The organism is Bradyrhizobium sp. SZCCHNGR1005 (genome assembly GCF_032489995.1).
In the GTDB taxonomy this organism is placed as follows: domain Bacteria; phylum Pseudomonadota; class Alphaproteobacteria; order Rhizobiales; family Xanthobacteraceae; genus Bradyrhizobium.
On record NZ_JAUEZC010000016.1, the window covers coordinates 1 to 12,607 of the forward strand.

Genomic DNA, 12,607 nt, shown 5'->3' on the forward strand with positions numbered 1-12,607 from the left:
AAAGACCTATGTCCACTAAGGAATCAGTCCTCAACGAGCCGCGCAACCCAAAAAAGATGTGTGCATTCAATAGCCCCTTGCGGGAGAGGGCAGCACCGGCGCCAACGTCATGTTCGCTTGGGTGAGGGGTTCGTCTCCACGAGTTCGACCGTCTCTGCAGAGGCAGACCCCTCACCCGGCATGATCGCGCTTCGCCTGATCATGCCACCCTGCCCACAAGGCAGAGCGATCGCATATGGGGAAAAAACTTGGCCGGCGATCTCTCTCGCGGCCGTCCTTCGAGACGCTCGCCTCCGGCGAGTTCCTCAGGACGAGGGCTTGTTTTGCGGCAAAATGACAGACCTCCATGGTGAGGAGCGCCGCTTGCGGCGCGTCTCTAACCATGAGGCCCCGTCCGGTTTGGGGCCATATGCGGTCGCCCTCTCCCACAGGCAGAGAGGGTGCACCGCTGTCATGGCAAGCGACTCGATGCTTCACGAGAGACGCAATCACATGTTCTCTTCGCCAAACGAAAACGGCCGGGATCGCTCCCGGCCGTTGTCTGTTCGAAACTCAGAGAACCTCAACCGAGGTTGAGCTCCTTGAAGAAGTCGTTGCCCTTGTCATCGATGATGATGAAGGCCGGGAAGTCGACGACCTCGATGCGCCAGATCGCTTCCATGCCGAGCTCGGGATATTCGACCACCTCGACTTTCTTGATGCAGTGCTCGGCGAGGTTCGCCGCCGCACCGCCGATCGAGCCGAGATAGAAGCCGCCATACTTCTTGCACGCCTCGCGAACCGCCGGCGCGCGGTTGCCCTTGGCGACCATCACCATCGAGCCGCCAGCCGCCTGAAACTGATCGACGAAGGAGTCCATGCGGCCCGCAGTGGTCGGGCCGAACGCGCCCGAGGCGTAACCTTCCGGCGTCTTGGCCGGACCGGCGTAATACACCGGGTGGTTCTTGAAGTAGTCCGGCAGCGGCTCGCCTTTGTCGAGCCGCTCGCGCAGCTTGGCATGCGCGGCGTCGCGCGCGACGATCATGGTGCCGGTCAGCGACAGCCTGGTCTTGATCGGATGCTTCGACAAGGTCGCGAGGATATCCTTCATCGGCTGATTGAGGTCGATCTTGACCACCTCGCCGCCGAGCGCCTGCTCGACCTCGGGGAGATATTGCGCCGGATGATGCTCGAGTTCTTCCAGATAGACGCCGTCCTTGGTGATCTTGCCGAGCACCTGTCGGTCGGCCGAGCACGACACGCCGAGACCGATCGGCAAGCTCGCGCCGTGACGCGGCATGCGGATCACGCGCACGTCGTGGCAGAAATACTTGCCGCCGAACTGTGCGCCGACGCCGAGGCTTTGCGTCATCTTGTGGATTTCCCGCTCCATCTCGAGATCGCGGAAGGCGTTGCCGTCAGCCGAGCCGTGGGTCGGCAACGCGTCGAGATAGCGTGCCGAAGCAAGCTTCACCGTCTTCATGCAGAGCTCGGCCGAGGTGCCGCCAATCACGATGGCGAGGTGATAAGGCGGGCACGCCGCGGTGCCGAGGGTGAGGATCTTCTCCTTCAGGAAGGCGAGCAGACGGTCCTTGGTCAGCACCGACGGGGTCGCCTGGAACAGGAAGCTCTTGTTGGCCGAGCCGCCGCCCTTGGCCATGAACATGAACTTGTAGGCGTCGTCGCCTTCGGCGTAGATCTCGGTCTGCGCCGGCATGTTGTTGGCGGTGTTCTTCTCTTCATACATCGACAGCGGCGCGACCTGCGAATAGCGCAGGTTCCGGCGCAAATAAGCGTCGCGCGCCCCCTCCGACAGCGCCGCCTCGTCGTCACCGTCGGTGATGACGTTGCAGCCCTTCTTGCCCATGATGATCGCCGTGCCGGTATCCTGGCACATCGGTAGGACGCCACCGGCGGCGATGTTGGCGTTCTTCAGGAAATCGAGCGCGACGAACTTGTCGTTGGAGCTGGCCTCGGGATCGTCGAGGATCGCGCGCAGCTGCTTCAGATGTCCGGGGCGCAGGTAATGATTGATCTCGCCGAAGGCCGCTTCCGACAGCGTTCGCAACGCCTCGCGCGACACGACCAGCATGTCGCGGCCGAGCACCTTCTCGACCCGCACGCCTTCGCTGGTGATCTTCTTGTAGGGCGTGGTGTCGGCCCCGAGCGGAAACAGCGGCGTATGCTTGTAGGGCGGGACGGGCTTGGACGGGTCGGGGAAAGCGGTGGGCGCGTTCATGGGAAGCTCGTGGGGTTCTAAAGATGGCCGCCCAAAGCGGTCTTGACAGGCCTGATAGACTACCCCCTCGAGCAAGCGCAATACATCTCTCCGCATGGCCGGTCAGGAGGATCGCAATGGCCACTTTCGTCCTCATTCCCGGCGGTTGGCGCGGCGGCTGGTGGTATGCGCCGCTGGCCGCGCGGCTTCGCGCCGCCGGCCATGCCGCCTATGCGGTCACCTTGAGCGGGCTGGAGGAGACGCCCGCCTCCCCCTCCCCCATCAATCTGGAGACCCATATCGCCGACGTAGTGGCGCTATTGTCGGTCGAAGACCTTTCCGAGGTCGTTCTCTGCGCGCACAGCTATGGCGGCATGGTCGCGACGGGAGTCGCGGACCGCGCGCCCGAGCGACTCGCAGCCCTGATCTATCTCGATGCATTCGCTCCCGAGCATGGTCAGGCCTGGTGGGATCTCGCCGGCGACGGCTATCGCGAATTGGCGATCGCGGGCGCCGGCCACGACGGGCTGACCGTCATGCCGCGCGACGGGGTCGATCCTCGTTGCCGGCCGCATCCGCTCGGCACTTTTGTGCAGAGGCTGCGCCTCACCCGCCAACCGCCGGAGCTTCCTCGCGTCTTCGTTTATGCCTCCGGCTGGAGGGCCACACCGTTTGCTGCACAATATGAGCGCCTGCGCAACGATCCCGCCTGGGAGGTGCGCGTCATCCATTGTGCCCATGATCTTGTGCAGCACGCCCCGGATGAGACGTTCAAAATTCTGAGCGACACGGCCCGCGAGGTGACCACGGCAGGATGAGGTCAGCTTGCCTCCCGCCCGCAGGCCGCAAGCGCCGCATCACCTGCATGCTCGCGGATCCTGTCTGCCACACTCGCCGCCATCCTTCGCTCACAGCGGCCGCGATGCTTGCATGATCCGCACGTGCGCGCTTCAATGCGCGGGGGTATTCATAATGATGTTGAAGACGATTTTGCGTGCGACCGTATGTTGCGTTCTTTCGGTATTTGCAGCCGTGCTCGCGGCCTCGCCCGCGCGCGCCGACCGTTGTGACGATCTCGCCAAGGAGCTGAAGAATCAGATCGACGGCTTGCGGATCGGCCAGACCGTCGCCGGCACCGTTTACCTCGCCCATCCCAAAGCCCGCGAGATCACGCTCGGCTGTTCGGCCAAGAATTTCAGTGGCCAGCTGTTCGCAAAGTCAGACCGCAAACCGCCGCCGGCTTTCATCGACTTGACTGCGGGCGCCGCCGCGATCGTCTTCACACTGCCGAAGGACGACATGCAACGCGGGATCAGGCGCTGCTTCGGCCGCCTGGGGCTGTTCCGCGGCGATGACGTCACCAGCCGCTATCGCCGGCTCGACATGCGCTGCGTCAGGACGAAGACCGAGTCGACGATCACGATCACGCGCAGCAAGGATCAATAGCCGCGCCGGGTTTTCCCCCCATGGTAAACGGTGTGTTTACCGGCCCTGCTACATGGTGACGCAGGAAGACGGCCAACGGCGGCCGCTCTGGGGGACAATCCATGGACATTTCGGGAATTGGCGCCGCGAACGGCTTGCATGCGATGTCGGGCGCCAGCAGCAGCGGCCCGCCGCGGGAGAAGATGGCGAGCCTGTTCGACTCGATCGACACCTCCGGCTCCGGCAGCATTACCCAGAGCCAATTCGATCAGGCCTTCCAGACCAAGAATCCACCAGCCGTGTTCCAGAACCAGGGCGCGGATGCGATCTTTGCGACGCTGGATCCCAGCGGCTCCGGCAGCGTGTCGCGGCAAGACTTCGTTAGCGGCATGTCGCAGTTGATGTCCTCGCTGCGGGCCGACAACGCCGGGCAGTCGGGCACGGCAAGCTCGTCGCAGGCCTCGCTGGCCGCGAGCCTGCAGTCGCTCAGCCAGATCGATCCGTCCTCGGTGCCTACCAACGCCGCGCCCGGCACGCTGGTCGATCAGATCGCGTGAGATCGCAGTTCACTGAGCCAGCAACGGCTCGGTCCCACTGCAGCGGCCCTCGGCGTCCACCACGATGTGACGCACGCCGAGGCCCTGCAACCACGCGATGCCATCACGCCCCTTGAGCATCGCCATGGTCGCCAGGCTTCCAGCCACCAGGCAGCGCGGCGCGAGGACGGTCACGGACGACAATCCCTGCGCCGGCCAGCCGGAACGGGGGTCGAGGATGTGGCAGTAGCGCATGCCGTCGACCTCGACGAAGCGCTCGTAATCGCCGCTGGTCGCCAGCGCTCCCTCAGCCAACGGAATCTCGGCCAAGACTGCGGCAGCGTCGCGCGGATGACGCACGCCGATCCGCCACGCATCGCCGCTCCTCTGCGGGCCGATCACGCGGATGTCGCCGCCGAGATCAACGAACCCACCCGCCGCTCCCATCTCGCTGCAGATCTCGGCGGCACGGTCGCAGGCATATTCCTTGCCGAGACCACCGAAATCCAACTCGAGGCCCTCCTGCGCAAAGGACAGGCGGCCATCGCCCAAGGTGACCTTGTCCAGGCCGATCAACGGCAGCAACGCTGCAACGGCGCTCGCCTCCGGCAAGCGGCCTTGCGTAAAATCCCAGGCACGCCGGAGCACGCCCGAGGTGATGTCGAAGGCGCCTGCGCTGGCGCGATGGCAGCCCTGGGCGAAGGCGATCAGGCCGGCGGTCTCAACATTGACATCGACCGTATCGCCGACGGCCGCGGCCTGATTGATCCGGGCAAGCTCGCTATCCGCGCGGTAGCGCGAATAGCGCGCTTCGATCCTGCGGATTTCCGCCTCCGCGGCGAGCGCGATCGCAGCAGCCCCGGTATCGGCCTCGATGTGAATGGCGCAGGCGGATGCCATCGCCTGAAATCGGTGAACCACAGGGGTCATCGGCTCGCATGGATCGACAGAGTGAGTCGCTGCATTATACCGGCCGGGCCGGCTGCGCAGTCATGCGTGCGCGACGAACTGCCCTGACGCGAGCTTCGGCAGGGCAGCGGGCCGCAACGGCGCCTGGATCTTTCTGTGACCGGGTCAGGCACCCGTTCACCATTGCGGCTGCCACCGCCAGTTGCAGACAATTCGACCGATCGGATTGACGAAACGTTCGTTTGACGCTGGCCACGCTTGGCGCGAGCAAGCGAGGATCTGGACCATGTCCGTATCGACCCTATCACCATCCTCGTCGCCACCGCAGTCGTCGGTGTCGGCCGAGGCGAACAAGCCGCAGACCCAACAGACGGAGGGGACGCAGACTGCGGCCTCGCGGGCGGAGAAGACCGGCGACCAACACGAAGCTGAGAAGCAGGCCTCCCGCCCACCACTGCCGCCGGGACAGGGCACCCGGGTCGACATCCTCGCCTGATCCGCAGCGCCGGACCAGGGACGAGGCTGGCGCTCATGTGTCAGCCGCAGCACGCGCGATGGCGTCCATGACCCGGCCCCAGCCCGGGCTCATCATCTCAAAGGCGAATTTGTTGCCGGGGAATTCGAAGCCATCGTGGACCAGGCGCAGATGCGTGCCGCCCTCGACCGGCGTCAGGGTCCAGGTCACCTCGCTGTCCAGCCGCGAACCATAAGCCGGATTCGAATCCGAGCCGCCCTGCCACGCGTAGCGCAACAATCGCGGCGGCTCGCAGGCGAGCACCTCGCATTGCACAACACCATCCCAATCACCCATCGGCTTGGTGCGAAAAGTGAAGCGGTGGCCGACCACGGCAGCGAAATCGTTCGGCATCAGCCATTTTGCGATCAGTTCGCTGGTCGTCAACACGCGCCAGATCCTATCTGGCGCATACGGCAGCACCTTCTCGACCACGATCGCCTGGGTTTGCCGCATCACTCGCCTTCCTTCAGCAGTTTCTCAAGCTTTTCAAAGCGTTCGCGCCAGAACGTGCGGTAGTGATCGAGCCAGCCGACAAGCGGATCAAGCCCATGCGGCGCGACCCGATAGTGAACGTGGCGACCTTCGCGGCGCTCCGTCACCAGTCCGGCGTCGCGCAGCGCCTTCAGATGGTGCGAGATTGCCGGCTGCGAGACCTCTGATCCCTCCACCAGCCCCGTGGCCGCCACCTCGCCCTCGCGCGCGATCCGCTCGAACACGGCCCGCCGCGTGGGGTCGGCAAGACTCTTCATCACCATCGTGAGTTCGGCTGCTGCGGTCATGATGAATATATAAATGATTGTTTATATATTGTCAAAGACGCTGCATCCCCCGCTCCGCTTGCGCTATCGTTGCGCCGTTCCATCAGGAGGAGCGGCAATGACCGAAAGGACCTTCACCGGAGGCTGTCACTGCGGACAGGTGCGGTTCGAATGCACGACCGATCTTGCGATGGTCACGGCTTGCAACTGCTCGATCTGCACCAAGAAGGGCCTGCACTTCGCCTTCCTGCCGCCGGCCAAATTCCAACTCCGCGCCGGTGAGGAAAACCTGCGCGAATATCTGTTCAACAGACATCTGATCCGGCATCAGCTCTGCATCGACTGCGGCGTCGACGTGTTCGCACGCGGCCGCAAGCCTGACGGCAGCGAGGTCGTCGCGCTGAATGTGAGCTGCATCGACGGCATCGAGCTCTCAAAGCTTGCAATGACGCCGATCGACGGCCGCAACATGTAGCGCGCGATTCCTCTGCGACGGCGTTCGAACCAGACCGGGGCCGGGCAACCTCAGGCGTCGAGCGCCTTGTAGTGGCGGAAGATGCCGTCCTCGTTGAACGGAATGCGGCGCTCGCTCGCGAGATAGGCCGCGATGTTGGGCCGGGCGGCGACGCGGTCGTGCAGTCCGACCAGGCCGGGGATCTTGCGCTCGAACGCTTTCATCCGCTGCGGAAAGGCATAGCGCAGGCCGTCCACGATCTGAAACAGCGACAGATCGATATAGGCGAGCCGGCGGCCGGTGACGTAAGGCCCCTTGTCCTTCAGGATGTCCTCGAAATAGCCGAGGAATTTCGGCACCCGCTCGTTCCAGAATTCCATGGTGCGCTTCTTGGCCGCCGGGCGCTGATCTTCGTAGTAGAGCGTCGGTCCGAGCGGATGATGGGTGTCGTGAATCTCGACGACGAGATCGGTGATCGTGAGCTGGAGCTGATGCACCCACAGCTGCCCGGCCTCCGCCTTGGGCGCGAGATCAAGCCGGCCGCCCAGATAGAACAGGATGTTGGCGACCTGCCCGATCACGAGCTTGCCGGCTTTCAGAAACGGCGGCGCGAAGGGCGGCGTACCGCTCTTGGCGTCGAGCATCTTGGTCATCGCGGCCATGCCGCCGGGTTCGCGGGCGACGTCGCGATAGTCGGCACCTGCCTCTTCGAGCGCGAGCCGCACATATTCACCGCGGCCCTGGATCATGGGCCAGTAATAGAGCTCGTAGCGCATGGATGAATCCTCGCGGGCGGGACAGGCGCAATAGATTTAGCAGGGGTATTCGTTTTCCCAAAGCAAAGGCGCCGCGGATGGTTCCGCGGCGCCCTGCCATACAGTCTATTCGTAGGATCAGTTGGCCTGCTGGATCGCCGAGAGCTGCCAGCTGCTGCCGGGATGGCGCGAGAAGGTCCAGATCTCCGTCACCTGCTGCGGCTGATCGCCGCCTTCCACGAGCCGTCCGGTCGCGCGCTCCACCGTCTTGTCGACCAGCGAGAAGCGCAGCGCCACGGTGGCGTAATCGGTGTCGCCCTCGCGCCAAGCCTCCGCCAGGTCGCCCTGCAGCAGCTTGGTCGCGCTGACCTTGTTGACCACGCCGCGCGCCTGATTCTGCTCGAGGTCGCGCTCGAAATAGGAGGCCATCTCAGGCGTCGTCAGCAGCCGCAGACGGCCGACATCCTCGTTCGACCACGCGGCTTGGATGTCGCCAAGCAGCCGTTCGAAAGCCTCATAGTCGGCCGGCAGGATCTCCAACGGGGGCGTGTTCGCGCCGCCAAAACCGCCGAAACCCATGCCCGACCGGAAGGTCTGGCCGTCGGGCGCCTGGGTTGCGCCGGCATAGGCCGGTTGGTTGCGCCGCTGCCACCAGGCCATCGCCATCCGCGCCAGGAACACGATCAGCAGGATCTGCAGGACGAGACCCAGGATCGAGCCGAAACCGCTGAGGCCGGAGAACAGGCCGCCACCGAACAGCATCCCGAGCAGGCCGGCGCCGAGGAAGCCCGCGGCGAGACCGCCCAGCATGCCGCCGCCACGGTTGAAGAAGCCGCCTCGCGCCGGCGAATTAAAGCCGCTGCTGCCATTGTAGCCCGGCTGCGTGAGCGTGCGGTTGAAGGGGCTCGCAGTCGATGGCGCCGTCGAGGTCGACGGCGGTGCGGAGAAGGTTCGCGAGCCGCGGGAGCCCGAGCTGAAGCCGCCGCCGACGCGGGCGTCGGCCGCCGAAACGACGAGCACCGTCGGCAGCGCGAGCGAAAGGACCAGGGCCATCGCCTTGAGGAGGCCGCTTTTGCGCTGCATGAGACTCATTTGCATTTTCCTAAATCCCCAGGATGGGGATGCCTGTAACATGGGCAAAGCGGCCGAAAAAAGAAGGCGGCACGACGCCGCGCGGCTGCGGCGTGGGGTCGCGGGGAACCGCCGCTTTCGATTGCGGTATCCTATTGTGGCGGCGCCATGGTTTCCTTCACGGCCGCAACCAGCTGGCTGAGCGTAAACGGCTTTGGCAGGAAGGCGAATTGCTGGTTCTCCGGCAGGCTCTTCTCGAAGGCGTCCTCGGCATAGCCGGAGACGAAGATGATCCTCACCTCGGGATTGCGGTCGCGCATCGCCTTCAGCAAGGTCGGTCCGTCCATCTCCGGCATGACGACGTCGGAGACCACCAGATCGACGTTGCCGTCGCGCTCCTCCAGCGCTTCCATCGCCTCGATGCCGTTGGAGGCTTCGATCACGCTGTAGCCGCGTGAGCGCAGGCCCCGTGCATTGAGCGCGCGCAATCCCTCTTCGTCCTCCACCAAGAGAATCGTCCCCTGGCCGGTGAGGTCGGTCCGCGGCTTGGCCTCAGGCTTGGCATCGGTGGCAGGCGCGTCCTTGCCTGCCGCGCCGTTCGTCGCATGCTGCGGCTCGGCATGCACCTCCTGCTCGGCATGATGGCGCGGCAGGAAGATGTGGAACGAGGTCCCCTTGCCGATCTCGCTATCGACATAGATGAAGCCGCCGGTCTGCTTGATGATCCCATACACCGTGGAGAGGCCGAGCCCGGTGCCCTTGCCGACCTCCTTGGTGGAGAAGAACGGCTCGAAGATCTTCTCCCGAATCTCGGCCGGAATGCCGGTGCCGGTATCGGTGATGTCGATCCGCACATAGTCGGCGACCGGCATGCCCTTATAGTTCGCCTGTGCCGCCTCCTCCGCCGCGACATTGGCGGTGCGCACCGTGAGCTTGCCGCCCTCGGGCATCGCGTCGCGCGCATTGACCGCCAGATTGACGATCACCTGCTCGAACTGGGACACGTCGACCTTGACCGGCCAGAGGTCGCGGCCATGGATCAGGTCGAGCTTCACCTTCTCGCCGATCAGCCGGCGCAGCAGCATGGTGAGGTCGGACAGCGCGTCGCCGAGATCGAGCACCTGCGGACGCAGCGTCTGCCGCCGCGAGAACGCGAGCAGCTGCCGCACCAAGGTGGCGGCGCGCGTTGCGTTCTGCTTGATCTGCATGATGTCCTGGAACGACGGATCGGTCGGCTTGTGCGCGTTCAGCAGGAAGTCGTTGGCCATCATGATGGCCGAGAGCACGTTGTTGAAGTCGTGCGCGATGCCGCCGGCGAGCTGGCCGACCATCTCCATCTTCTGCGACTGGTTGATCTGGTTTTCCAGCGCGCGCCGCTCGGTGGTCTCGAGCATGTAGACAATCGCAGCTTCGGTCTCGCGCTCGGGCTCGTCGACGGCGGTGACGAAGAATTGTCCGAACCGCTCCTTCGGACCGTCAAGCATGACCTCCACCGGAGGAATGTCCGCCTGCCCTTCCGCGGCCTGGTTGATCGCGGCGATCAGCAGATGGCGATCGCGCGGGCTGACGGCCCGGAAGATCGACCGCGCCGCGGCGGCATCGGTGCTCAGGCCCTGCGCCAGCTTGGCGTAGCGGGCATTGGCGCGCACCACGGCGCCGCCGCGATCGACGGTGGCGATCGCCATCGGCGTATGGTCGAAGAACCGCATGAAGCGCACTTCGGCCGCGCGCTCGGGGTCGGAACGCTCGTCGCGGGCGCGGCTGATGACCAGCGTCCGCGACGGTCCCGGAGCGCCGTCGGCGCCGAAAGCGAGCTTGTGATAGAGCCGCGCCGGCACGGTCTTGCCGCCGCGCATCTTCAGGTCGATGTCGAACACCTCGGTCCTGACCTCGCCGGGCACGGCCACGATCGAGGTCAGGAGCGAGGCACCGTCGCCGGAGACGACATCCGAAAGCTTCAGCCCGCCAGAGGCGATCTCGGCGAGATCGTAGTCGAGCCAGTTCGCCAGCGTCGCGTTGACGTAGACCAGGCTTCCTTCCGCATTCACCGAGAAGAAGCCGCACGGCGCATGATCGAGATATTCGATCGCGTGCTGCAGCTCCTGGAACACATCCTCCTGCCGCTCGCGGTCGCGGGTGATGTCGGCGATCGCCCACACCGCATATTTCGATTCGCGCTTGCCGCGGCTGAGCGGGCGCACGCGCATCCGCAGCCAGCGGCCCTGGCCGCCTTCGCCGGAGGCGATGCGAACTTCCTCCTGCTGCCGCTTGCCTTCGCGCGCAGCCTTGAGCAGGCGGAAGACGGCCTCGGACACGTCGGGATTGCCGATGAAGACGCGTTCGACCGGCCGCGCCTCCTGCGCGCTGGTGGCGCCGGTCATGGCGAGATAGGCGGCGTTGGCATAGACGACGTGCCCGCGCGGATCGGTCACCGCGAGCCCGTCCGGGGCGAGGTCGGGGACGCGTCCCATCACGGGATCGTCGGTGGTGCGGTCGGCGAAGCGGACGATGCCGGCCGCGAAGGCGAACAGGTTGAACAGCCCGACCGTGGCGAGCAGCGCCAACAGGCCGAGGATATAAGGCTGCGCCTGGGCCCGACCGATCGTCATCAGCACCAGCGCGACCGCGACCAGGCCGCCTGCGACCAGCAGCACCAAAAGGATGCTGCCGCTGCGGCGTGGCCGGTCCGGCAGGTTCACCTGATCCTGTGACGGATCGTTGTCGGGTTGGGCGCTCATGGCAATAGGACGCGACCTGTCGGCAGGGACGTCACGCGCATTGGCGCGGCTCCCGTCCCCACCTGCCTGAATCGGACGCTCAAGCGCAAGCCCGTCAAGCCGATATTCCATGATTTATCCGTATTTTACGTGTTGGGCCGATTCGAAACGCGATGAACTGCTACAGTCGCCCGGACAGGTTGCGCCTGAGACCCATGACGTAGCCGATGATCTCCGCCACCGCGTGATAATGTTCCACAGGAATTTCGTCATCGATCTCCACGGTGGCGTAGAGCGCGCGGGCCAGCGGCACGTTCTCGACGATCGGGATGTCGTGGGCGCGCGCGACCTCGCGGATCTTGAAGGCGATGTTGTCGACGCCCTTGGCGACGCAGATCGGCGCCGACATGCCGCGCTCATAGGCCAGCGCCACCGAATAGTGGGTCGGGTTGGTGATGATCACCGACGCCTTCGGCACCGCCGCCATCATGCGCTTCTTCATGCGCTGCTGGCGCAACTGCCTGATCCGGCCCTTGATGTGAGGATCGCCTTCCGACTGCTTGAACTCCTCCTTCACCTCCTGCACCGACATCTTCTGCCGCTCGTACCATTGCCGGTACTGGAACAGGTAGTCGCCGATCGCGACCAGCGCGAGCAGTGCGACCACCGAGCCCATCAGATGCTTGGTCAGGGAGAGCGTGACGCCGAGCACCGCGCCGGGGTCGAGATGCAGCATGGATTCGAGCCGCATCCGCTCGGGCCAGAGAATCATCACCATCACGCTGCCGAGCAGCACGAGCTTGAAGATGCCCTTGGCGAAGTTGACCGCGGCCTGCTTGCCGAACAGGCGCTTGGCGCCGGAGAACGGCGAGATCTTGCTCAAGGCAGGCTTCAGCGGCTCGCCGGACCAGACCATCCGGTGCTGCAGCATGTTGCCGGCGAGCGCGGCCAGCATGAGCATGAAGATCGGCAGGCCGATCGCAACCACCACCGCATAGGCCAGGCTGCGCCCCAGCGCGAGCAGGCCCGCTCCATCGGTGTGGATCATCCAGGAATTGGCGATCAGGTTGCGCAGCGGCACCATGACGCCGGTGCCGATCGAATCGGAGAAGGTCGTCAGCACGAGCGTCGCCGCCGCGATCACGAACCAGGTGTTGAGCTCCTGGCTCTTGACGACGTCGCCGCGCTCGAGCGCCTGGTCCAGGCGTTTTTGGGTCGGGTCTTCTGTCTTGTCGGAGGTATCGTCCTCGCCGGCCATGCATCAGGCC

At 64.9% G+C, this 12,607-nt stretch carries 13 protein-coding genes; 5 read left to right on the forward strand and 8 right to left on the reverse strand.

Translation table 11 applies throughout. The features are described 5' to 3' along the window. Positions 1 to 562: 562 nt before the first annotated feature. Positions 563 to 2,218, reverse strand: a complete 1,656-nt coding sequence (locus tag QXZ85_RS32800) for a fumarate hydratase (RefSeq protein WP_315727845.1) — start codon at positions 2,216 to 2,218, stop codon at positions 563 to 565. Positions 2,219 to 2,334: 116 nt separating this feature from the next. Here QXZ85_RS32800 and QXZ85_RS32805 point away from each other — a divergent pair, with 116 nt between their 5' ends. From QXZ85_RS32805 to QXZ85_RS32815, 3 genes are all read left to right on the forward strand, one after another. Continuing rightward, positions 2,335 to 3,015, forward strand: coding sequence for an alpha/beta hydrolase (locus QXZ85_RS32805; RefSeq protein ID WP_315727843.1), 681 nt, complete (start codon positions 2,335 to 2,337; stop codon positions 3,013 to 3,015). Between the two features lie 154 nt (positions 3,016 to 3,169). Further along, the gene (locus QXZ85_RS32810; protein ID WP_315707183.1) at positions 3,170 to 3,643 is read left to right on the forward strand and encodes a hypothetical protein; all 474 of its coding nucleotides are present in this window, start codon (positions 3,170 to 3,172) and stop codon (positions 3,641 to 3,643) included. A gap of 101 nt (positions 3,644 to 3,744) precedes the next feature. Next, positions 3,745 to 4,179, forward strand: a complete 435-nt coding sequence (locus QXZ85_RS32815) for an EF-hand domain-containing protein (RefSeq protein WP_315707182.1) — start codon at positions 3,745 to 3,747, stop codon at positions 4,177 to 4,179. 9 nt (positions 4,180 to 4,188) lie between these two features. Here QXZ85_RS32815 and QXZ85_RS32820 read toward each other — a convergent pair whose 3' ends face one another. Then, the gene (locus QXZ85_RS32820; RefSeq protein WP_316175628.1) at positions 4,189 to 5,088 is read right to left on the reverse strand and encodes an FAD:protein FMN transferase; all 900 of its coding nucleotides are present in this window, start codon (positions 5,086 to 5,088) and stop codon (positions 4,189 to 4,191) included. 265 nt (positions 5,089 to 5,353) lie between these two features. Here QXZ85_RS32820 and QXZ85_RS32825 point away from each other — a divergent pair, with 265 nt between their 5' ends. Continuing rightward, complete coding sequence (locus QXZ85_RS32825) at positions 5,354 to 5,563, forward strand: hypothetical protein (protein ID WP_315707180.1); 210 nt, start codon at positions 5,354 to 5,356, stop codon at positions 5,561 to 5,563. A gap of 33 nt (positions 5,564 to 5,596) precedes the next feature. Here QXZ85_RS32825 and QXZ85_RS32830 read toward each other — a convergent pair whose 3' ends face one another. Next, the gene (locus QXZ85_RS32830) at positions 5,597 to 6,037 is read right to left on the reverse strand and encodes an SRPBCC domain-containing protein (RefSeq protein ID WP_315707179.1); all 441 of its coding nucleotides are present in this window, start codon (positions 6,035 to 6,037) and stop codon (positions 5,597 to 5,599) included. Beyond that, positions 6,037 to 6,363: a metalloregulator ArsR/SmtB family transcription factor gene (locus QXZ85_RS32835; RefSeq protein ID WP_315727838.1), complete on the reverse strand. Its 327-nt coding sequence runs from the start codon at positions 6,361 to 6,363 to the stop codon at positions 6,037 to 6,039. The genes QXZ85_RS32830 and QXZ85_RS32835 overlap by 1 nt, the downstream gene beginning before the upstream one ends. A gap of 97 nt (positions 6,364 to 6,460) precedes the next feature. Here QXZ85_RS32835 and QXZ85_RS32840 point away from each other — a divergent pair, with 97 nt between their 5' ends. Then, complete coding sequence (locus QXZ85_RS32840) at positions 6,461 to 6,817, forward strand: GFA family protein (protein WP_315707177.1); 357 nt, start codon at positions 6,461 to 6,463, stop codon at positions 6,815 to 6,817. Positions 6,818 to 6,867: 50 nt separating this feature from the next. On the opposite strand, the gene QXZ85_RS32845 is transcribed toward QXZ85_RS32840, so the two are convergent. The 4 genes from QXZ85_RS32845 to flhB form a co-directional block, all read right to left on the reverse strand. Beyond that, a complete protein-coding gene (locus QXZ85_RS32845) occupies positions 6,868 to 7,572 on the reverse strand; it encodes a glutathione S-transferase (protein ID WP_315707176.1) in 705 nt (234 codons plus the stop codon). A gap of 117 nt (positions 7,573 to 7,689) precedes the next feature. After that, the gene (locus QXZ85_RS32850; RefSeq protein WP_315768077.1) at positions 7,690 to 8,634 is read right to left on the reverse strand and encodes a Tim44 domain-containing protein; all 945 of its coding nucleotides are present in this window, start codon (positions 8,632 to 8,634) and stop codon (positions 7,690 to 7,692) included. A 140-nt stretch (positions 8,635 to 8,774) separates the two neighbouring features. Beyond that, positions 8,775 to 11,360 (reverse strand): cell cycle histidine kinase CckA, encoded by a 2,586-nt coding sequence (cckA, locus tag QXZ85_RS32855; protein ID WP_315707175.1) that lies wholly within the window; start codon positions 11,358 to 11,360, stop codon positions 8,775 to 8,777. Positions 11,361 to 11,520: 160 nt separating this feature from the next. After that, the gene (gene flhB / locus QXZ85_RS32860) at positions 11,521 to 12,597 is read right to left on the reverse strand and encodes a flagellar biosynthesis protein FlhB (RefSeq protein ID WP_315727836.1); all 1,077 of its coding nucleotides are present in this window, start codon (positions 12,595 to 12,597) and stop codon (positions 11,521 to 11,523) included. Positions 12,598 to 12,607: the final 10 nt, after the last annotated feature.

Bases quoted from the DNA above. Each gene is read 5' to 3' on its own strand.
- QXZ85_RS32800 (WP_315727845.1), bottom strand. From the start codon at position 2,218: ATGAACGCGCCCACCGCTTTCCCCGACCCGTCCAAGCCCGTCCCGCCC.
- QXZ85_RS32805 (WP_315727843.1), top strand. From the start codon at position 2,335: ATGGCCACTTTCGTCCTCATTCCCGGCGGTTGGCGCGGCGGCTGGTGG.
- QXZ85_RS32810 (WP_315707183.1), top strand. From the start codon at position 3,170: ATGATGTTGAAGACGATTTTGCGTGCGACCGTATGTTGCGTTCTTTCG.
- QXZ85_RS32815 (WP_315707182.1), top strand. From the start codon at position 3,745: ATGGACATTTCGGGAATTGGCGCCGCGAACGGCTTGCATGCGATGTCG.
- QXZ85_RS32820 (WP_316175628.1), bottom strand. From the start codon at position 5,088: ATGACCCCTGTGGTTCACCGATTTCAGGCGATGGCATCCGCCTGCGCC.
- QXZ85_RS32825 (WP_315707180.1), top strand. From the start codon at position 5,354: ATGTCCGTATCGACCCTATCACCATCCTCGTCGCCACCGCAGTCGTCG.
- QXZ85_RS32830 (WP_315707179.1), bottom strand. From the start codon at position 6,037: ATGCGGCAAACCCAGGCGATCGTGGTCGAGAAGGTGCTGCCGTATGCG.
- QXZ85_RS32835 (WP_315727838.1), bottom strand. From the start codon at position 6,363: ATGACCGCAGCAGCCGAACTCACGATGGTGATGAAGAGTCTTGCCGAC.
- QXZ85_RS32840 (WP_315707177.1), top strand. From the start codon at position 6,461: ATGACCGAAAGGACCTTCACCGGAGGCTGTCACTGCGGACAGGTGCGG.
- QXZ85_RS32845 (WP_315707176.1), bottom strand. From the start codon at position 7,572: ATGCGCTACGAGCTCTATTACTGGCCCATGATCCAGGGCCGCGGTGAA.
- QXZ85_RS32850 (WP_315768077.1), bottom strand. From the start codon at position 8,634: ATGCAGCGCAAAAGCGGCCTCCTCAAGGCGATGGCCCTGGTCCTTTCG.
- cckA (WP_315707175.1), bottom strand. From the start codon at position 11,360: ATGAGCGCCCAACCCGACAACGATCCGTCACAGGATCAGGTGAACCTG.
- flhB (WP_315727836.1), bottom strand. From the start codon at position 12,597: ATGGCCGGCGAGGACGATACCTCCGACAAGACAGAAGACCCGACCCAA.